The sequence below is a fragment of the Sorangium sp. So ce362 genome, assembly GCF_051519845.1.
Taxonomy (GTDB): domain Bacteria; phylum Myxococcota_A; class Polyangia; order Polyangiales; family Polyangiaceae; genus Sorangium.
The window spans coordinates 1,088,322-1,108,152 of the sequence record NZ_CP150332.1; the positions used below are offsets into that span (position 1 = coordinate 1,088,322).

The following is a 19,831-nucleotide window of genomic DNA, read 5'->3' on the forward strand; positions in this document are numbered from 1 at the left end:
GCGTCGCGCGTCCGGGCTCCTGGGGCGCCGCCTGCCCCGTTCAAGGAGTCGCCGCCATGTCGGAGATCTCGCTCATCGATCGCCTCGCGCCGCTCATCGACGAGCGCTGCGGGATCATCCGCCGTGTCCGGCGGTTCATTTTTCCCCCCGGCTTCGAGGGGCAGATGCACGGCTTCACCGCGTTCCTCGGCAGGCCCCCGGCGCTCCACCCGGGCCCGTCCCACGTGGGCTCGAAGCTTGGGTCGCTCACCGGCTCCGGCACGGCCGTCGACGAGACCACGGCCCAGATCCGGGCCGTCTGCGAGGCCCTCGAGCGCTACTGCGGCGTCATGTACCCGACCGAGGGGGTGCTGCGCGCGACGCCGCGCTCGCTCGGCGATCGCGCGCTCGACCCCGCGCGGCTGCCGCGCTGCTCGGCGCGCGAGCGGGCCCGCGCGCCGTCGACCTTCCGCCTGCGCGAGCCCGATCCGGATCGCGACGAGCTCTGGGTGCGCGGCTTCTCGCTCACCCACGGGCGCCCGATCTGGGTGCCGCTCACGGCGACGTACATGGGGTTGCCGCTGCCGATCCGCGAGCACGCGCTCTTCCCGCTCTCGACGGGGTTCGCGGCGGGCGCGAGCTTCGGGCAGGCGATCCTCTCCGGCGTGTGCGAGGTGATCGAGCGCGACAGCCTCGCGCTGTTCTGGCTGCACCAGCTCCGGACGCCGCGCATCGCGCCCGGGAGCGCGCGGAGCCCGCTCGTCGCGGCGCTCCTCCGCGGCGCCGAGGCCGCGGGCACGGAGACGACGCTCCTCGATCTCACGACCGACGTCGGCGTCCCCGTGATCGGCGCCGTGCAGACGTGCGCGCACAGCGCGCCGCACGCGATCGCGATGGCGGCCTGCCGCCCCGACGGCGAGGCCGCGGCGGCGCGCGTCCTCGAAGAGGTGGGGAGCCTGCGGGTGGCGCTGACCGAGCCCGCTCCGCCGGTCACCCGGGCGTCGTTCTTCACCGACGCCGATCAGACACCCGAGTCGTTCGGGCGCCTCTACGCGGGACCCGACGGGCCGGCGCGGTTCGCGTTCGCCACGCGCGAGGCGCCGCTCGCGACCGCCTTCCCCCGGCCGATCGAGGGCGCCGACCCGCTCGCGGCGATCGTCGCGCGGCTCGCCGCGCTCGGCATGGAGGTGGTCGCCGTCGACGTGACGATGCCCGAGGTCCGCGACTTCGGGATCGTCGTCGTGAAGGTGATCGTGCCCGAGCTCCTGCCCATCAGCTTCACCCACCACGCGCGGTACCTCGCCCACCCCCGCCTGTACGACGCGCCGCAGAGGCTCGGGTACGGCGCTCGCACAGAGGAGTCGATCACCGATGATCCGATCCCGTTCGCCTGAGGAGACCCCGGCCTCGGAGCGCGCCGCCGGCGCGCCCGCGGTGCACGTCATCCGTGACGGAAAGCTCGGCGCCCGCTGCGCGGAGCTCCTGACCGGCGCGGGGGCGCGGGTCACGACGTCGGCGCTGGGCACGGGCGTGCCGGAAGCGCCGCCCGACGCGGTGATCGTCCTCGCGACCGATCGTCCCCGGCCCGCGGAAGCGCTCGCGCTCGACGCGGCGGCGTTCGCGGCGCGGGTCGCCTGGACGTCGGGCACGTGGCTCGCGCACGAGCTCCGGATCGGGCCGTCGATCGTCCCCGGCCGCACGCCGTGCTTCGCCTGCTTCTCGCGGCGCGTGCGCTCGGTCGCGCTGGACCTCGAGGCGCACGACGCCCTCGAGGCGCTCGGGGCCTCGGGCGACCTTCGCCCCTGGTTCCAGGGCGAGCTCGCGGCCGTCACCGAGCAGGCCGCGGCGCTGCTCGCCGCGGAGGCGCTCGCGCTCTTCGAGGCGCGCGGCGCGCCGGAGCCGCCCCGCGCTGGAGCGGCGCGCATGGGGCGCTTCTGGGAGTGTGACGTCACGTCGGGCGGGCTCCGCGCGCGGCGCTTCGCCCGGGTCGGGCTGTGCGGGCGGTGCGCCGCCGGCGAGCACGCGGCGGGGCGCGGGGCGTCGCTCGCGGGCTACTTCGCCGAGCACCCGCTCGAGCTCGCCGGATCGTCCGGCGTGGGAGGTGAGCGATGAGCCCGCCCGACGATGCCTACGAGGCCCGCGATCTCAGCCGCTTCGCCGAGCTTTACTGGGAGCTTCGCTGCCCGGAGCGCCCGCGCTTCGTCGAGGATCTCCTCCGCGCGGCGCTCCCGGGCGGAGATCTCTACATCGTCGGCGGCGAGGCGCAGATCATCCAGGGCGCGTCGCTCCCGTGGGTGATGGAGAACCTCGTGCCGCTGCTCGACGGGACGCGCACCGTCGGCGACGTCGAGGCCGCGTTTCCGGGCATCGCCGCCTCCGACCTGCGGGACGCGATCCACCTGATGCACATGCACGGCATGCTCGAGGAGGGCGAGGGCGCCGCGGCCGACGAGGCCGAGGAGCCGCGCCGGGCGCAGCGCGTGTTCTTCAGCAGGTACCTCCGCCGGACCGGGCGCAACCGCAGCCGGGGGGAAGCGCAGCGGGCGCTCGAAGGCGCGCGCGTGCGCGCGCTGGCGGACGAGGACGAGCCGCTCGCGGGGATGCTCGTGACGATGCTCCGCGAGGCGGGCGTCGCCGACGTCCGGCTCGCCGCGGGCGCCGGGGAGCTCGCGCGGAGCGAGGTCGATCTGGCCGTGGCGATCGGCGACCAGGAGGCGCTCGAGGCGGCGGCGCGCGCGTGCATCGCGGCGCGCGTCCCGATGCTCGCGGCGAACCCCGGCACGTGGATGATCGGGCCGCTCACGATCCCCGGGGCGTCCGCGTGCCCGGCGTGCGTCCGGCTCCAGATCGCCGCCGCCGCGGCGGATCCGGCGCTCGAGGACGCCGCGCAGCGCGCGCTCTGGGGGCGCGCGCTCGCGAGCCGGGTCGCGCAGCACGTGATCTTCCACGCGAGCGGGCTCCTCGCGGTGGCCCCGCTGGAGCACGTCGAGGTGTGGCGGCCCGGCGCCGGCGAGACGGCGCTCCACCCCTTCATGACCAGGCTGCCCAGCTGCCCGGTCTGCGGCGGCGACGCGCCGCCGCGGACGGCGACGCTCCCGTCCGGCCACGCGGAGAGCCTCGCGCGGATGTTCCACAACACGACGGTCGTCCAGCCGTGGCACATCGGCCAGCACGCGGGGATGCAGGCGCACATCAGCCCGGAGGTGCGCAAGCTGCAGAGCGCGCCGGCCGCGCCGTCGCCGCGGCGGCCTCCGGAGGGCGCCGGCACCCAGGTCGCCACGCCGCTCGGCGCGGCGTTCGGCGCGCCCGCGGGGGTCGCGCTGTCGCGCCGGCGCGACGCGACGGGGACGCTCGACGCGGGAGCGCTCGGCGCGCTGCTCGAGCTGAGCTTCGGCGGTCGCGTCGAGCGCCGCGCCGAGGGCGAGGCCCACGTGCGCCGCGCCACCGCGTCGGCCGGGAATCTTGGCTCGGCGGAGGCGTACGTCGCGGTGGCGCGGGTCCCCGGGATCGCGGCGGGCGTCCACCGGTTCGAGCTCGCCGCGCGAGAGCTCACGCCGCTCCGCGGCGGCGTGGCCGCGGGCGCCCTCGGGCGCGCCGCGCTCGAGGGCGGGAGCGCCGAGCACGCCGCGGCCGTGGAGTCCGCGGGCGCCGTGATCGTCGTCGTCGGCTCGGTCGCGCGGGCGTGCTCCAAGTACTACGCGCGCGGGTACACCTACGCGCTGCTCGACGCCGGGCTGATGGCCCACCGCGTGGAGCTCCTCGCCCAGGAGCTCGGCCTCGCGGCGACGACGGTCTGGGCGTTCGACGACGAGGTCGTCGCCCGCGTGGTCGGCGTCGACGGCATCGATCTCGCTCCGCATCTCCTCATCGCGCTCAGGGGCGCAGCCACGGAGGCTCGCGATGTCTCTCGCTGAACACAGGATCTCGTCCACGCTCGCCGCGGCGACCCAGCCCCTGCGGGGGGTCGCGGAGCTCGCCCTCGCGAGCCGCTACCCCGAGACGCGGCCGTCGCCGGAGCCGGCGCTGCCCGCGCCGCCGCCGCTGCCCGGGGACGCGGAGCGCGCCCTCTCGCTGCCCGCGCCGCGCGCGCTCGAGTCGGTCCAGCGCTCGCTCGCGTCGGTCATCGCCGCGCGGCGGAGCGGGAGGCTCTCGACGGGAGCCCTCGACGCGACGACGCTCGGGACGCTGCTCGCGGCCGCCGCGGCGCGGCCGGCGGGGCTCGCGGACCCGACGCTCGATCCGCTGCTGTTTCCGGTGGTCTTCGACGTCGACGGTGTCCCGCCCGGCGCGCACCGGTACGACCGCGGCGAGCATCGCCTCGCGCCGATCGGCCCGGCGCCGCGCGCGCGGATGGCCGAGACCGCGATCCTGCAGCACGAGCACGCCACGGGCGCGGCGGTGCTGTTCCTTGTGGTCCCGATCGGGCGGTGGCTCGTGGCGTTCGGCGATCGCGGCTACCGGGGCGCGGCGTTCGCGGCGGGGTGGCTCACCGACCGCCTTTACCTCGTCGCCGAGACGCTCGGGCTCACCTACACGGCGACCGGGGGCTTCGCCCCCGCGGTCGTCGACGAGGTCCTCGGGCTCGACGGCCGCGATCATACGGCGTTCTTCGCGTTCGCGGTCGGAGGGCACCGCCACCCGACGTCCCGAGAGGTGCCTCGCGGAGGGCAGCCGCGATGAGCCGCGGGCTCCAGATCGCGCCGTGGGGCGCGCTGCGCGTCGCGGGGATGCCGGCCGACGCGCTCGCCGGGCTCCGCCTCCGCGAGAGCCCCGCGGTCGAGCGCGAGCTCGCCGCGGCCGAGCTCGAGCTCGCGGCCGCGCGGGCGGAGGCGGCGGCGACCCTGTTCGACGTCGTGCACCGGTGCGAGGACGAGGCGCTGCGCCGCGCGGCGCTCGAGGCGAAGCGGCGGCTGTTCAACGGAAAAGCCGTGGCGGCCGGCGCGCTCGAGGGCGCGAGGACCGCGCCGCCGGAAGGGGCGCGCGCCGCGCTCGCGCTCGTCGGCGCGCGCGCGGCCCGGTGCGCCGCGCTGGAGGAGCGCTACGAGGCGACGTTCGCCGCGGAGTGGATCGCCGCGTCGGAGCGCTTCCGGCAGGCGCTCGGGAGCTCGCGCCTGCTCGGGGGGATCCTGCTCTCGAGCGCCGACCACTTTACCACGGCGAAGAAGCTCGCGGAGATCCCGGGCGGCGCGCCGCTCACCTCGGCGCAGCAGATCCGCGAGGCCACCATCGCGCGCTACGTCTTCCGCGCGACGGCGCGGACGACGCCGTTCGCGGGCTTCGCGGGCGTCGCGCTGCTCGACCTCTCCGCGTCGCCCGCAGGCGCCAGCGACGCGCCGCGCGCGCCCGGGGAGGCGCGGTGGCGCAGCCTCCCGCAGCTCGCGCTCGCGCGCGCCGGGGAGCTCGTCGCGCGCGCGATGTCTTCTGATCCGGCGGCTCACGCCCACGCGCGCGCGCGCCTGCCGCTCCGGATGAACCCGCTCCGGCGCTTCGCCGCGGGCGCCGCGCCGTCGGTCGTGTTCTCGCGCGCCGGATCGGGCGAGCTGATGTCGCTCGGGTGGACCCCCGCCGTCGCCCGCCTCGTCGAGGGCGCCGAGGGGCGCACGCTCGAGGACGCCGCCCGGGCGCTCGCGTCGGACGACGCCGACGAGCGAGCGTGCCGCGACGTCCTCGAGCAGCTCATCGAGGCGGGCATGCTCGAGCCGGTGAGCGTCCCGATGGGGCCGACCCCCGCGGCGCTGTGCGCCGCAGCGGATGCCCTGGGCGAGATCGGGTGCGCGGGCGCTCCGGACGAGCTCCGCTCGGTCGCGCGGCGCCTCGAGGGCTACGCGACCGCCGACGTCGAGGCGCGCGCGCGCCTCGCCGCCGAGCTCGGTCGCGGCCGCGGGCGCTCGTCCGTGCTCGAGGACGTCATGGTGGACGGCGCCTTCGGCGCGGAGCTCCCCGTTCCATGCGGGGCGCTCGCCGCGGCGCTCGATCCGGTCGTGCGCTTCGTGCGCGCGAGCGCCTGCGGGGCCGCGCACCGCCGCCTCTGCGCCGCCTTCGTCGAGCGGTTCGGTCGTGACGGCGTGTGCGACGACGTCGGCGGCTTCGTGACCGAGATCCTCGAGGATCCGCGGCGCGTCGCGCGCATCCGCGGCGCGTCCGAGCCGATCCGCTGGATCGACGCGGAGCTCGGCCGCGTCGCCGCCGCGGCGACGGGCGACGTCGTGCGCCTCGATCCAGGGCTCTTCGAGGGGCTCGCCGCCCCGGACGCGCCGTCGTCGATGGCGCTCTTCCTCCAGATCGCGCCTCCCTGCCCGCGCGACGGCGGCGAGCCGCGCGTCGTGCTCAACGGCGCGCAGGCCGGGCGCGCGAAGTACCTGTCGCGCTACCTTGCGGACGCCGCGGGGCGCGCCCCCGAGGCCCTCGAGGCGATCCGCCGCCGCCTGGCGCAGGAGGACGGTCCGCTCCCCGTCGAGCTCTCGCCCACGCTCGGCCTCAACTTCCAGGTGCACCCGCGCCTCACGGCGTGGTCGCTCGAGCTCCCGTGGGAGCCGGGCGCGCCCGGCGACAAGGTCCTGCCGCTCCGCGATCTCTCCCTCCGCTTCGACGCGGCGGCGGTCGAGCTCCGGCTCGGATCGCGGCGCCTCGGCCGCGAGATCGAGCCGATCCACCTCGGCTTCCTGCGGGACGCCGCGCTCCCCGATCCGCACTTCCTGCTCCGCGCGCTCTCGCCGCGGCTCCGCGACGACACGGTGGCGGAGCGGGCGGACCTCTACAACGTGCTCGATCGCCTCGACCTCGCCCGGGGCGCCGCGCTCGCCCCGCGGCGCCCGCGCCTCACGGTCGGCCGCGTCGTGGTGGAGCGCGCGCGGTGGGCGATCCCGGTGAGCGCGGTCCCGCGCAAGGAGCCGAAGCAGCCGTACGCGTCGTACTTCCGCGCGATCGCGCGCCTGCGGCGCGAGCGCGAGATCCCGAGCCGGGGGTTCGCCCGGTACGTCGGGCAGGACGCGGCCGGCTGCGGCTTCACGGAGACGAACCTGTACGTCGACTGGGAGAGCCCGTTCACGCTGATCGGGCTGGCTCGCCTGCTCGGCGCTCCCGGCGACGGGAGGCGCGGGTACCTCGTCTTCACCGAGCTCCTGCCGGAGCCCGAGGCGTCGTGGCTCTGCCTCGGCGGGAGGCCGCACGCGGCGGAGCTGCTTGTCGAGATCGACGGCGAGAGGAGCGCGCGATGAGCTGGATCTATCGGAAATTGTTCCACAATCGTGGCTCCGAGGGCGAGGGGACGGACGCGCTCCTCCTCGGCCTCATCGATCCGCTCGTGTCCGGGCTCGAGAAGAGCGGCGCGATCGATCGCTTCTTCTTTCTCCGGTACGCCGAGGGAGGGGACCACCTGCGGCTGCGCGTGCGCGTGGCGCCCGGGCGCGACCCCGAAGGCGTGGCGGCGCGCGTGGACGCCGCGGCGGCGTGCTGCGCCGCCGTGTCGCGCACGGAGGCCGCCGCGTACGAGCCGGAGCTCGAGAAGCACGGAGGACCCGTGGGGATGGAGATCGCGGAGCGGCAGTTCTTCGCGTCGAGCCGGTTCGCGCTCGGCTGCATCCGGAAGACGGCGGGGCGACCGCGGGCGCGCGCCCTCGTCGCGGCGTGCGCGCTCGACGCGTCGCTCGCGCGCGCGGGCGTCGCGGGCGACGCGCGGCGGTCGTTCCTGGCGGCGTACGCGCGGCACTGGCGCACGTTCGCCCGCGCGATCTCGGGCGTGGAGCTCGTCTGCGCTGCGCCGGACGTCGCGTCGGTCGCGCTGGTGCGCGCGCTCGTGCGGGGAGAGGGGCTCGCCGCGCTCGGCGAGCTCGTCGACGACGAGCGCGCGCTCCTGGCCGCGTTCGACGCGGATCTGCCCGAGCTCGCCGAGGCGTCGCGGCGCGGAGCGCTCGGCGCGCCGCTCGCGACCGTCATGACCAACCTCGCCCACACGTTCCACAACCGCCTCGGGCTCACGCTCGCCTTCGAGGTGTGGGTGGCCGACGCGCTCGCCGAGGCAGGCGCCCCGCACGAACCGCCGCGGGCTCGCCCGCCGAGCGTCTCGCCGGGCGAGGCGTGGCGGCGCCTCGCCCGCGCGGCCGAGCAGCGCCGGCCCGTCATCGCGCTCCTCGACCCCGGCGAAGGCGCCGCGCTCGACGCGCTCCGCGACGCCGCCCGCCGCGACGGCCTCCGGCTCATCGCGCCCGCCGCGCCCGCCGGCGGGATGCCCGCGCCGTTCGCGCTGCTGCGCGCCCTCGCTTACGCCCACCCGGCGGGCAGCGCCCTCCTCGCCGCCCTCGGCCGCATCGAGGCCGCGCACGACGCGCCGGAGTGCCCGCTGCCGCCCGACCCGTCCTCCGTGGCCGAGGCGCTCCGCGCCTTCCTCGCGGCGCACACGCTCGAGCCCACGGTGCTCGTCCTCCGCGACGTCGACGGCGCCGACGCCGACACGCAGCACGCCGTCGCGTTCCTCGCGCGCGCCCTGGAGACGGAGCCGCTCTCCCTCGTCCTCGCCGCGAGCGGGCGCCCGAGCCCCGGGTGGGCCGCGATCGTGGCCGAGATCGAGGACGGGCCGGGGCTCCTCCGCGTCGCGACCGCGCCCGGAGGCGAAGCGGCCGCCCCCGCGGTGACGCCGGGGCCCGCGACGGTCGCGCGGGGCGAAGCGTTCTGCCGCGCCGGCGCGCTGCACGAGGCCGCCGCGATCCTCGGCGACGCCCTGGCGTCCCCCGGCCTCACGCCCGCGGCGCGGGCCGACGCGCTCGTAGCGCTCGCGAGGACGATGCTCCGCATGTCGCGCCCCGCCCTCGCGCGGCAGGCGGCGGAGGCGGCGCTCCGCCTCGGCCTCCCGGAGCGCCGCCGCGCGCTCGCGCGGCGCGTCCGGATGGCCGCGCTCCACAACCTGGGCGAGACCGTCGCGCTCGACGCGCTCCGGGACGAGGTCGCCCGGGACGCCCTGTCCGGCGCGTCCGCCGCGGAGCGCTGCTGGGCGGAGCTCGACGCCGCGCTCGCGTGCGCCGCCGACGAGCGCCGCGCCGAGCACGAGGCGCGGCTCGACGCCCTGCTCGCCGCGCCGCGCGGCGACGCGCCGCCGCAGTGCCTCGCCGCCGCGCACGCGTGGCGCGGCGCCGCGCACGCGGCCCGCGGCGAGCTCGAGCGCGGCCTCGCGCACCAGCGCCGGGCGCTCGCCTTCGCCGAGGAGCTCGCCGATTTCCGCCGCGCCCTCATGGTGCGCGTGCGCCTCGCGAGCAGCATCGCGGCCGCGGGCGAGCTCGCCGAAGCGGCGGCGCTCTTCGAGCTCGCGGCCTGCCACGCGGCGTGGATCGGCCTCTTCGACCTCGCGTCGCTCGCCGCGCAGAGCGCGATCTCGCTCGGCCTCGCGCGCCGCGACGCCGCCCCGGTCCGCGCGTGGCTCGACGACGCGCGGCCCGCGCGCGCCCGCGTGTGGCGCTCGCCCTACGGCGAGCTCGCCGTGCTCTACGCGCGCGCCGAGGCGGCCCTCGCGCGGGGCGAGGCCGGGGCGGCGGGGGCGCACCTCGATCGCCTGCGCGCGCGCCTCGCCGCGCTCGGGCGCGCCGCCCCGCGGAGCGCGCCGCTGCTCGCGCTCGCCGCGGCGCACCTCGAGGCCGACGTCGCCGCCTCTGCGGGGGACGACGCCGGCAGGGCGGCCGCGCTCGGGCGCGCCGCCGAGCTCACCGCGGGCGTGCCGCCGGAGGAGCGACGGCTCGTCGCGGCCCTCGCCCGCGCGCGGCGCGACGCGGGTCGCGGCGACGGCCGCCGCGACCGGCCGGCGGCCCTCGGTTTGCAAAGCACCTGAACGAACTCGAGTCGCGCCCGCCGCGGGCGCAGAGCGAAGGAGGAGCACCGTGGAGACTCAGACAAAGCTTCCGCCCATGCCGGGGCTCTCGGGCCCCGAGAAGAAGCGCTTCATGAACGGCACCCACCGCACGGCCTCGCCCGAGGAGACCTTCGATCGGATCAAAGGCTTCATGCCGGCGATGGGGATCACGCGGATAGCCAACGTCACCGGGCTCGACGCGATCGGGATACCGGTCGTCGTCGTCTGCCGGCCCAACTCGCGCTCTCTCTCGGTCAGCCAGGGAAAGGGGCTGACGCTCGCGGCGGCGAGGGTCTCGGGGCTGATGGAGTCGATCGAGGCCTATCACGGCGAGAACATCATCCGGCCGCTGCTCCTCGGCTCCTCTCGCGAGCTCCGGCGCTCCCACGCGATAGCCGACGTCTTCGCGCTGCCGCGGACATCGAGCGTGCCGCTCGACGAGGACACCCCGCTGCTGTGGGCCGAGGGCTACGACCTCATGCGCGGCGCCCCGGTGTGGGTCCCCTACGAGCTCGTGCACGTCAACGCCACCACGACGGGCCGCGTCAACCCGGGGATCTTCTGCTGCTCGACCAACGGGCTCTCGTCGGGAAACGGGCTCCTCGAGGCGGTGAGCTACGGTATCTGCGAGGTGGTCGAGCGCGACGCCACGGCCGTGTGGGGGGCCCTCACCGACGAGGAGCGGGACGCGAGGCGCCTCGATCTCGACACCATCGATGATCCCGGCTGCCGCGAGGTGCTCGCGAAATTCTCGGCCGCCGGGATCGCCGTCGGCGCGTGGGAGACCACCTCCGACGTCGGTATCCCCTCGTACGAGTGCCTGATCGCCGAGCGGACGGAGGACGCCATCCGTGCGCTCCACGGCTCCGGCGGGCAAGGCTGCCATCCGTCGCGCGCCGTCGCGCTCCTGCGCGCCCTCACCGAGGCGGCGCAGACCCGGCTCACGGTCATCTCGGGCGCGCGCGACGACCTCCTCCGGACCGACTACGACCGCCACCGGAGCCCCGATCAGGTCCGGCACCTCCGCCGGCTGCTGACGGCGCGCGGAGAGCGCCCGTTCTCCGCGGGGCCGACGTTCGCGGGCGACACGTTCGAGGACGACGTCGCCTGGCAGCTCGAGCGGCTGCGCGCGGTCGGGATCGACAGCGTCGTCGCCTTCGATCTCACGAAGCCGGAGTTCGGCATCGCCGTCGTCAAGATCGTGATTCCCGGGCTCGAAGGGATCCACTCGTTCCCCAGCTACATCCCTGGCCCTCGGCTCCGCCGCGCGCTCGATCGCCGGAGCGCGAAGAGCCTGAAGGAGATCGCATGAGCATCATCGTCTTCATCGGTCCTACCCTCTCGCTCGAGGCCGCGCGGGCGGAGCTCGACGCCATCTATCTGCCGCCGGTCTCGCAGGGGGACGTCTACCGGGCATGCGCGAAGCGCCCGAGCGCGATCGCGATCATCGACGGCTACTTCGAGCGGGTCCCGGCGGTCTGGCACAAGGAGATCCTCTTCGCGATGGCGCAGGGCATCCACGTCTTCGGGAGCTCCAGCATGGGGGCGCTGCGCGCCGCCGAGCTCTCCGCCTTCGGCATGGAAGGCGTGGGCGCCATCTTCGAGGGCTACCGCGACGGCCTCATCGAGGACGACGACGAGGTGGCCGTCGCCCACGGCCCCGCGGACAGCGGCTTTCGCGCCGGCTCCGAGGCGATGGTCAACATCCGCAGCACGCTCGACGCCGCGGCGGCCGCGGGCGTGATCACCGCCGTCACGCGCGACGCGCTCACGGCGATCGCAAAGTCTCTTTACTATCCAGACCGCGCCTATCCCGTGATCCTCGACGCCGCGTCCCGCCACGGCGTCCCGCAGAGCGAGCTCGCGTCGCTGCGCGACTTCCTCCCGAAGGGGCGCGTCCACCGGAAGCGCGACGACGCGATCGCGCTGCTCCGGCACCTCCGCGCGCGCGCCGAGGCCGGCTTCTCGCTGAAGACCGTCACGTACAGGTTCGAGGTCACCGAGTTCTGGTGCCGCACCGAGCAGCTCGCCGGCGAGATGGTCGCCGCGGAGCGCCCGGGCGCCGGCGACGCGTCGCCGTACGACACGGTCGTCTTCGACGGCATCCTGGACGAGCTCCGGCTCGACGCGGCGGCCTACGGCCGGGCGAAGCGCGGGGCCATGCTCCGCTACCTCGCGCTGAAGGAGGCCGAGCGGCGCGGCATCACCGTGGACAACGCCGCGCTCCAGCGGACGTCCGACGCCTTCCGCCGCGAGCGGCGGCTCTACGAGCCTGACGACGTGAAGGCGTGGATGCGTCAGTTCAGCGTCGGCTGGGGCGAGCTGACGAGGCTGCTCCGCGACGAGGCGCTCATCGGCTGGGTCGACAAGGCGCTCGACGAGGCGGCGCAAGGCCACGTCCGCGACCACCTCTCGGTCTCCGGCGAGTACGCGGAGCTGCTCTCTCGGGCCCGCGAGAAGCAGCGGCGCCTCGCCGAGCTCGGCCTGTCGAACCCCGCCTTTTCCGACGCCGGGATGACCGAAGGCGACCTCACCCGGTGGTATTTCGAGCGGTGCCTGGGCGCGCCCGTGCCGCCCGATCCGGCGAGCGCGCTGCGCTCCGCCGGCTTCGCCGATGCGGACGAGTGGAAGCGCGTGGCGCTGCGCGAGGTGTGTTATCGCCGCGCCGCGCCCGGCGACCGGGCCGCGGGCGCCTCGGCCCCGGAGCGCCGATGACGCCCGCGATCTCGCTGCGCGGGGCGACGAAGGTCTTCGCGTCGCGCCGGGCCGTCGACGCCGCGTCGTTCGAGGTGCGGCGCGGCGGCGCCACCGCCCTCCTCGGCCGGAACGGCGCTGGAAAGACGACGACGATGCGCCTCGTGACAGGCATCCTCCTCCCCGACGAGGGCGCGGTCGAGGTCCTCGGAGGCAGGAGCGACAGCGTCGCGATCCGCGATCGCGTCGGGTACCTCCCGGAGGAGCGAGGCCTGTACAAGCAGATGCCGGTCGCCGATCACCTGGCCTTCCTCGGCGAGCTCAAGGGCGTCCGCCCGCGCCGCGCGCGCGAGAGCGCCGCGCGGCTGCTCCGGTCGCTCGAGCTGGAGCACGTCGCGCGCGCGCGGATCGAGACGCTGTCGAAGGGCAACCAGCAGAAGGTGCAGCTCTGCGGCGCGCTCGTCCACGACCCGGAGATCCTCGTCCTCGACGAGCCGATGTCGGGCCTCGATCCCGTCAACGCCGTGCTCGTGACGAGGCTCTTCGGGGAGCTCCGCGCCGCCGGAAAGACCCTCCTGCTCTCGACCCACGTCATGCCGCTCGCCGAGAGCCTGGCCGACCACGTGGTCGTGGTCGATCGGGGGCGCGTCGTCCTGGAGGGGCCCGTCGGCGAGGTGAAGGCGTCCTTCGCCGGCAACACCGCGCGCATCGAGTTCGACGGCGACGGGACCTTCCTCCTCGGCATCGACGGTGTTGTGAGCGCGCGGTTCGAGCCCGGCGCGGCGGAGCTCGTGCTGCGCGACGCCGACGACGCGCAGCGGGCGCTCTCGGCGGCGCTCCCGCGCCTCCGGGTGCGGAGGTTCGAGGTCTCGTCGCCGTCGCTCGACGAGATCTTCTCTCGCGTCGTCGGCGAGGGCGCCCCGCCGCCGCTCGCCCCGAGGGCGCGCGCGGGCCGGGGCTCCGCGCTGGAGGCATCGTGAGCCGCATCCTCGTCGTGCTGAAGCGCGAGTACGTCGCCTCGGTGAAGACCGCGTCCTTCGTCCTCACGACGCTCGTCCTGCCGGTCCTCTTCGCCGCGGTGGGCCTGCTCCCTGCGCTCATCGTCGCCGCGGGCGTCGGCGACCGCTCGGTCGTCGTTGTCGACGGGACAGGCCGGCTCCGCGGGGTCGTGGAGGCCGCCTTCGCGGGCCTCGCCGAGGAGGCGTCGGCGCGGTCCGCCGCGAGGTCGCTCGGCGCCGCGATGGGCAGCGCGGTGCTCCCGAGGGCCGCCCGGCTGCGGCTCACCTACGTGGCCCCCGGGGACGCTGCCGCCACGAGCGCGGCGGTCGCGGCGCTGCTCGACGGCGCGAGGGCGGGCGTCGCGACGGGAGGGCACGGCGCGGACGCCGTGGTGGTGCTCCCGCCCGCGATGCTCGAGGACGCCGGCGCGCGGGGCGCGCTGTACGCGAGCGGGGCTGACCTCGAGGCCATCGAGCACGCCGCGGCGGTGGTGGCGCGCGGCGTCGCCGTGGCGAGGTGGACGGCGCGCGGCCGCGACGCCGCCGAGATCGAGGGCCTCCTCTCGCCCCCCGCGTTCGCGTCGGCGCCTCTCTCCTCGAGCGGCCCCGGGGGACCCGGCGGCGACCTCGACATGCTCGTCGCCTTCGGCTTCGGCGGCCTGCTCTTCGTCGCGATCCTCCTGAATGGTCGCGAGATCTTGCGCCGCATCGTGCAGGAGAAGTCGGACCGGATCATGGAGATCCTCCTCTCCTCGGTGACCCCGTTCGAGCTCCTGTCCGGGAGGATCCTCGGCCTCGCCGCCGCCGGCCTCACGCAGATCGTCGTGTGGCTCGGGATGGCGGCCGCCGCGGGCGTCGCGATCGGCGCGCTGGGAGGGCCGCGCCTCATCGACGCCGAGACCCTGTTTCGACCCATGGTCGCCGTGTACTTCGTCGTGTTCTTCCTCCTCGGATACCTCGTGAACGTGGCTGTCTATGCCGTCGGGGGCGCGGCCGCGAGCTCGGAGAAGGCCGCGCAGCAGCTGATGAGCCCGATCTCGATGGCGCTCTCCGCGCCGCCGTTCTTCCTCGTGGTCATCGCCGGTCACCCCGGCTCGACGCTGGCCGTCGTGCTCTCGATGATCCCGATCTACGCCCCGATGGTGATGTTCGTCCGGGTCCTCGTCTCCGAGCCGCCGCTCTGGCAGATCCTCGTCTCCATCGGCGGCACCGGCGCGACCGTGCTGCTCTTCGTCTGGGTCGCCGCGAAGATCTTCCGGATAGGCGTCCTCTCCCATGGAGCGACGCCGACCCTCCGCGAGCTCTGGCGCTGGGCCCGCGCCGGGTGACGCGGTCCGGGCGTGTCGGGAGCGCCGCTGGCACGCCCGAGGGCCTCCGCCGCGGCCACGGCCTCCTCGGTCCGGGCTGGCTCGCGGACCGGAGGAGGGGCGCTCGGTTGCGGGCGATCGAGCAGGCGTGGTAGTTGTCGCGCCATGAAGCCTGGGGGATCCTTGCCTGTCCTCGTCGGCATCGGCGTGTGCGCCCTCTTCGCGTGCGCGTGCTCCGAGGCGGCGCGGCCCGCGGCCGGCCCGCGGACCGCCGGCGCTGCGAGCGCGCCGCCTCCTCGCCCCCGGGTGCATGTGATTCCGGCGGAGGATCTGGCGCGGATCGCGCGCATCGCCGCCGCGCGCTGCAAGGAGGCGAGCACGCCGTCGGACGCGACGTGTCTGCTCACGCATGCCTCGACCTTCCTGAGGTACCCTCCCGGGGATCCTGATTGCCGCTACGTCGCGGGGACCGCGCTCTCCGTCGCCGAGTGCTCGGAGTTCGAGGAGGGCTGCATGAGCGTCGACCCCGGGGATCTCGTCCGCCAGCTCGACGCCCTCGAGAGCGCCGGCAAGGACTGCCAGCGTGAGCCGACCGACGCTGAGCGGGCGGAGGTGCTGAGGCTCGCGGGCGCGAAGTGATGGGCTGAACCGCCGTCGCGAGTCGGTTAGCATGCTCGGCATGAGCGGCGTCAGCCTCGAGAACGCGTGCCCCGATGTCCGTGACGAGCCCGACGGCATCCTGCGTCTGGAGATCCACGGCGACGTCACGGGCGACAGAGCGCGCGCGATCCTCGGCGCGCTGCGGCGCCTGGCGGAGAGCGGCCGCGAGGTCCTGGTGCTCGCCGACGCGCGTCACACGGGCGCCATCCCGCCGTCGGTGCGCAAGGTGGTGACGGAAGAGGTGCGCAGCGCGCGCATCGATGCCGTCGCGATCCTCGGAGCGGGATTTTCCCTGCGCGTCATCTTGACGCTCCTCGCGAAGGGCGTGCAGCTGCTCACAGGGCGATCCTACCCGCAGCAGTTCTTCGGCACGGAGGCCGAGGCGCGCGCGTGGCTGCTCGCCCAGCGGGACGCGCTCCGGGCCAGGCGGGGCTCGGTCCCATGAGCCGGAACGGCTACAGGTGGGAGCTCACCGCGGGCGCCGCGGCCGCTGAGCGATGTCACCGGGCGCGCGGTTCGGTCGCGACCTCCGCGGCGCCTCCTGGTGACTCGGCTGCGTGATAGCAGACGTCGAGCCTCGGCCTGCGCGCGACGTCGGGATATTCGCTCGCGCGGAAGTCGGTCCTGTTGCTCGCGTCGACCAGCGCGACACCGTGGTTCGGCTGCGCGCCGTTGATCCAGCCCTGGACGAGGGACGTCAGCTCGGCGGAGGCAAACGCGTCGGTTTGCGCGAGCGTGGTGAGCGAGGCCTCGACGGTCGGGCTGTATCCGCTGAAGCCGCCGGCATCGAGGGTGAGCTCTTCCCAGGCGCCGTTCACGCGGTGCACGGTGACGACGCTGCCCGCGGGCTTCCAGGCATAGGAGAGCGAGAGGGTCGCCGAGGTCACGCTGGAGCCTGCCGGGATGAACGACAGATCGTAGGCCAGGACCGCCGTCGCCGGGCGGACCGCGCCCGCGCCGGTGATGAGGTAGGGATACGCGCCGTACGCCCAGCCGGTCGTGAAGTCCTCAACGAAGGAGTCCTGCAGACCGCCGAACGTGTCGCGCCGCACGCTGACGCACTCGAGGTCGCAGGCGTTGCCGAGGCTGTCGCCGTCCGAGTCCGCCTGGGAGGCGTTGGACACCGTCGGGCAGTTGTCGCGCGCGTCAGGGACGCCGTCGCCATCCATGTCCGGAGCGGGCGCGATGCGAAAGCGCGCCACGCCGGGATCGTGGTCGCTGGCCTGGTCGGCGAACTCCGCGTTGACGTGGACGACGTCGAAGCCCAGTAGCTTCGGTCCGGCCAGGTTGGCGCTGACCAGCACGTGGTCGAGCGCCTGGCCATTGCCGTCGAACACGTACGTGTAGCGCTCCTCCGGCGGGAGCGTCTCGATGAGGGGGGTCAGCCCGGCTTCCTTGAGGATCCCGAGGGGCGCCGAGAACTGGAAGTCGTTGAGGTCGCCCAGGACCACCACGTTTGCGGACGGGTCGCTGTCGAGGATCCGGCGCACGAAGCCGGCGACCACCGTGGCCTGCTGCCGTCGCTGGGCTTCGCTCGAGAGGGCCGGGGGCTGGAAGCGCCCGTACAGCGGCGCATCGCCGCCCTTTGAGTTCCAGTGGTTGGCCACCACGAACAGCGGCTCTCCGTTCCAGCGGAGCTCGCCTGCCAGCGGCTTGCGACTGTTACCGAAGGCCGGGTTGCCCGGGTCGATGCGGCCCGGGCTGTAGCGCAGCGACACGCCGCCCGCGTCGCTGAGCACCTCGTTCGGCGTGAGGGCGCCGGCGCCCGGGCGGTCGACGAACTCGAGCCCGCGGTCGGTCCGGAACAGGAAGCCCACGCGGATGTTGCCGCCCGGCTCACCGCCGTCCGCGCCGTCGACCGGATCGATGCTGCGGAATTGATAGGTGGTGGGCCCGCCTGGCACGGCCGCGACCGCGGCGATGAGCCGCGCGACGGTGTCCGATGCGTCCACGACCCCATCGTTGCTCGGGCCGCTGTTGTCCTGGACCTCTTCGAGCGCGACGAGGTCGGGGCTGCCGAGGCCATCGACGAGGATCCGGGCGAGGCGATCGAACTTCTCCTGCGGATCGCCCGGATCGAGGTTCTCGACGTTGAACGCGGCCACGTCGAGGTCGTCGGCGCTCCGCGCTCCCAGCGACGCGCTCTCACGCGGGAGCGCCGAGATCGCCGCGGGGAGCGCATCGTCGACCGGCAGGAGCTTGTAGTTGGCGAAGTTGTAGTCGACCGTGCCCACGATGGGCCCGGCGAACGTGGCGCCGACGTCCAGCGCCGGCGTCGAGGTCCTCAGAGGGACCTGGAGCAGGATCCGCTCCGGGTTGAAGTCGCCTGGGCTGATGACGACGGCCCCGCGCGCGCTGCGCAGGCCGGCCGCGTCGCCGGTGGCCGGGTCGCTGTCGCCCGGGATCAGCGCGATCTCCGCGGTGCCGGAGCTCGTGAACCGGCGGGTGGGGCCCACGACGGTCGGGTCGTTCAGGCTCACCCGCGTGCCCTCGAGGCTCTCCCAGAAATCGATGCCGTCGGCCTCGGGGTCGACGTGGTTCGCGGCCTCCACGCTGCCGCTGGCGTCGTCCTCGATGGTCTGCGTCGGGGGGCGGCGCGAGCCGGGCGCGAAGCCGACCGGGACCGGGGGCGGCAGCGCGTTGCCGGTCGAGAGCACGGCGATCCGGGGGCGGTCGAGCTCGGTGACGGTCAGGTTGTGGTACGCGCTGCCGCGGGAGGGCGTGCACGGGTCGGCGCAGCCGGCGCGGTACTCCGCCACCTCGCCGGTGAGCTCGACAAGGTCGCCGACCCTCACCGCCGGCGCGGCTCCGGTGAAGACGAGCAGGCCTTCGGAGGTGGCCGGATCGCCGTCCGGCGCCGGCGACTCGACGGTGAAGCCGTTGCTGCGCAGGCTCGCCACGAGGCCCGTCGTCTTCACGACCGTGCCCAGAAGCGGCGAGAGGTGCGCGCGCCCCTGGATGTCGTGGATCGCGACCGCCGGCGCCGCGTGCCCCGTCGTGAACGAGACCGACACGTCGGCGGGCAAGGGCTCGATCGTCGCGTTGCTCCCCGGGTCCTGCTCCTGCACGCCGCTCGCCCGGACGACGAGGAGGCAAGCGGCGCTGGCGAGGAGCGGCTCGGCCGGCGTGAGCGTGAAGGCGAGGGGGCCGCCGCTGATCGCGATCGGGCGCGCGCTGCCCGCGCAGGAGAGCTCGAAGGCGTCTGCCGCGACAACCGGTTCGCTGAACGTCACGCTCAGGCTCGCGGTCGGGTCCACGCCGGTCGCGCCGTCGCTGGGCGCCGTCCCGGTCACCACCGGCGGGGCGTCGCCGCCGCACGCGAGCGCCGCGGTCGACGTGTTGCGGGGCGCGGGGGTCCCGGTCGAGAGGTCGTCGACGTTGCTGCCCGTGTCCTGGCAGCCAGCGTCTCGCCGGAGCGACGCCGTCGCGTTGGCGATCGCCGGAGCCGGCGCGGCGCCTTCGAAGTAGCTGGCCCCGCCGTACCCGACAAGATCCTCGATGAGCGCCTCCTGGGCCGCCGAGCACGGCGCCGTGCCGCCGTTGCAGCCGAGGCCCGCGGCCTGCCGGACCAGGGCGACCTTCCCCGCCGAACCGCTCAGGTTGATGGGGGTCGTGTCGACGAGATCGGGGGCGGGGACCGGCGCGCCGTTGCCCGACCCCGCGGCCTCCTGCACGAGGAGGTACTGGCCGGGCTGCAGGGTGATCGCGGGCAGCTCGGTGAGCTGCGTGGTCGTGGCCCCGAGGGCGCCCGTGCCGCCGGCGCTCGCGTACTGGAGGGACCACCCCGCGAGCGACACCGGGCTGTTCGACCGGTTGAACAGCTCGACGAAGTCGTGCGTGTACACGGCCCCCGCGTTTCCCCCGCCGCCGTACACCTGGCTGATGACCACGCGCCCGCTCGGGAGGGAGACGGCCTGTTCGGCGCTCCCGAGCGCAGCGCCCGGCTCGACGCTCCCGAGCTCGCCCGCATCCGACGAGTCGCCGCAGCCCCAGGCGGTCGCGAGCGTCAGGGCAGCCGTCCATCGAATGGAGTGAAGCCGAAGAAGAGAATTCCACGGGCGCGAGCGCGCACGCGGAAACAGGAACGAATTTCGCACGATGACACCTGTTGGCGTTCGAATACGATTGGAGGAAGTGGCCGCGGCAGACAGTGGCGACCACTCTCACATTACGCCGTGCCATGCATTCCGGCTGTTACTTCTTCATGAAGTCGCGCCTGGCCAGACCGACCGACCCGGGCGTAAGCGAGGAAGGCCCATCATCCCACCGGCGCATTCGCCGATCCTCGCCGGACCACGAAGAGGTGGTTGTCATGGCCAGCGGAGGATCTCGGAGCCACCTGTCCTCAAGCCATCCAG

Annotated in this window: 13 protein-coding genes; 12 read left to right on the forward strand and 1 reads right to left on the reverse strand. The window is 75.1% G+C overall.

The features are described 5' to 3' along the window. Positions 1–56: 56 nt before the first annotated feature. The 12 genes from WMF17_RS04335 to WMF17_RS04390 all read left to right on the forward strand — a co-directional run bounded on the left by WMF17_RS04335 (position 57) and on the right by WMF17_RS04390 (position 15,918). Positions 57–1,373, forward strand: coding sequence for a YcaO-like family protein (locus WMF17_RS04335; RefSeq protein WP_437600690.1), 1,317 nt, complete (start codon positions 57–59; stop codon positions 1,371–1,373). After that, positions 1,351–2,091, forward strand: a complete 741-nt coding sequence (locus WMF17_RS04340) for a hypothetical protein (protein ID WP_437600691.1) — start codon at positions 1,351–1,353, stop codon at positions 2,089–2,091. Before WMF17_RS04335 ends, WMF17_RS04340 begins: the two co-directional genes overlap by 23 nt. Continuing rightward, entirely contained in the window at positions 2,088–3,893 is a 1,806-nt protein-coding gene (locus WMF17_RS04345; RefSeq protein WP_437648264.1) for a SagB family peptide dehydrogenase, read from the forward strand. Before WMF17_RS04340 ends, WMF17_RS04345 begins: the two co-directional genes overlap by 4 nt. Continuing rightward, positions 3,880–4,659, forward strand: coding sequence for a nitroreductase family protein (locus tag WMF17_RS04350; RefSeq protein WP_437648265.1), 780 nt, complete (start codon positions 3,880–3,882; stop codon positions 4,657–4,659). Before WMF17_RS04345 ends, WMF17_RS04350 begins: the two co-directional genes overlap by 14 nt. Continuing rightward, positions 4,656–7,196: a lantibiotic dehydratase gene (locus WMF17_RS04355; RefSeq protein ID WP_437648267.1), complete on the forward strand. Its 2,541-nt coding sequence runs from the start codon at positions 4,656–4,658 to the stop codon at positions 7,194–7,196. The genes WMF17_RS04350 and WMF17_RS04355 overlap by 4 nt, the downstream gene beginning before the upstream one ends. Further along, a complete protein-coding gene (locus tag WMF17_RS04360) occupies positions 7,193–9,793 on the forward strand; it encodes a thiopeptide-type bacteriocin biosynthesis protein (RefSeq protein WP_437648269.1) in 2,601 nt (866 codons plus the stop codon). Before WMF17_RS04355 ends, WMF17_RS04360 begins: the two co-directional genes overlap by 4 nt. 49 nt (positions 9,794–9,842) lie before the next feature. After that, positions 9,843–11,126: a YcaO-like family protein gene (locus tag WMF17_RS04365; RefSeq protein WP_437648271.1), complete on the forward strand. Its 1,284-nt coding sequence runs from the start codon at positions 9,843–9,845 to the stop codon at positions 11,124–11,126. Next, positions 11,123–12,529 carry a TfuA-like protein gene (locus WMF17_RS04370; protein ID WP_437648273.1) on the forward strand — a complete coding sequence of 469 codons (1,407 nt, stop codon included), beginning with the start codon at positions 11,123–11,125 and terminating at the stop codon, positions 12,527–12,529. The genes WMF17_RS04365 and WMF17_RS04370 overlap by 4 nt, the downstream gene beginning before the upstream one ends. Further along, positions 12,526–13,488, forward strand: coding sequence for an ABC transporter ATP-binding protein (locus WMF17_RS04375; RefSeq protein WP_437600698.1), 963 nt, complete (start codon positions 12,526–12,528; stop codon positions 13,486–13,488). Before WMF17_RS04370 ends, WMF17_RS04375 begins: the two co-directional genes overlap by 4 nt. Continuing rightward, entirely contained in the window at positions 13,485–14,834 is a 1,350-nt protein-coding gene (locus tag WMF17_RS04380; RefSeq protein ID WP_437648275.1) for an ABC transporter permease, read from the forward strand. The genes WMF17_RS04375 and WMF17_RS04380 overlap by 4 nt, the downstream gene beginning before the upstream one ends. Before the next feature lie 144 nt (positions 14,835–14,978). Then, complete coding sequence (locus WMF17_RS04385; protein WP_437600700.1) at positions 14,979–15,452, forward strand: hypothetical protein; 474 nt, start codon at positions 14,979–14,981, stop codon at positions 15,450–15,452. A gap of 40 nt (positions 15,453–15,492) precedes the next feature. After that, positions 15,493–15,918 carry an STAS/SEC14 domain-containing protein gene (locus WMF17_RS04390; protein ID WP_437648277.1) on the forward strand — a complete coding sequence of 142 codons (426 nt, stop codon included), beginning with the start codon at positions 15,493–15,495 and terminating at the stop codon, positions 15,916–15,918. 55 nt (positions 15,919–15,973) lie between these two features. Here WMF17_RS04390 and WMF17_RS04395 read toward each other — a convergent pair whose 3' ends face one another. Next, positions 15,974–19,570 (reverse strand): DNRLRE domain-containing protein, encoded by a 3,597-nt coding sequence (locus tag WMF17_RS04395; protein ID WP_437648279.1) that lies wholly within the window; start codon positions 19,568–19,570, stop codon positions 15,974–15,976. Positions 19,571–19,831: the final 261 nt, after the last annotated feature.

Coding starts and splice junctions, on each gene's coding strand:
- WMF17_RS04390 (WP_437648277.1), top strand. CDS start 15,493: ATGAGCGGCGTCAGCCTCGAGAACGCGTGCCCCGATGTCCGTGACGAG.
- WMF17_RS04340 (WP_437600691.1), top strand. CDS start 1,351: ATGATCCGATCCCGTTCGCCTGAGGAGACCCCGGCCTCGGAGCGCGCC.
- WMF17_RS04335 (WP_437600690.1), top strand. CDS start 57: ATGTCGGAGATCTCGCTCATCGATCGCCTCGCGCCGCTCATCGACGAG.
- WMF17_RS04375 (WP_437600698.1), top strand. CDS start 12,526: ATGACGCCCGCGATCTCGCTGCGCGGGGCGACGAAGGTCTTCGCGTCG.
- WMF17_RS04360 (WP_437648269.1), top strand. CDS start 7,193: ATGAGCTGGATCTATCGGAAATTGTTCCACAATCGTGGCTCCGAGGGC.
- WMF17_RS04345 (WP_437648264.1), top strand. CDS start 2,088: ATGAGCCCGCCCGACGATGCCTACGAGGCCCGCGATCTCAGCCGCTTC.
- WMF17_RS04385 (WP_437600700.1), top strand. CDS start 14,979: ATGAAGCCTGGGGGATCCTTGCCTGTCCTCGTCGGCATCGGCGTGTGC.
- WMF17_RS04350 (WP_437648265.1), top strand. CDS start 3,880: ATGTCTCTCGCTGAACACAGGATCTCGTCCACGCTCGCCGCGGCGACC.
- WMF17_RS04355 (WP_437648267.1), top strand. CDS start 4,656: ATGAGCCGCGGGCTCCAGATCGCGCCGTGGGGCGCGCTGCGCGTCGCG.
- WMF17_RS04370 (WP_437648273.1), top strand. CDS start 11,123: ATGAGCATCATCGTCTTCATCGGTCCTACCCTCTCGCTCGAGGCCGCG.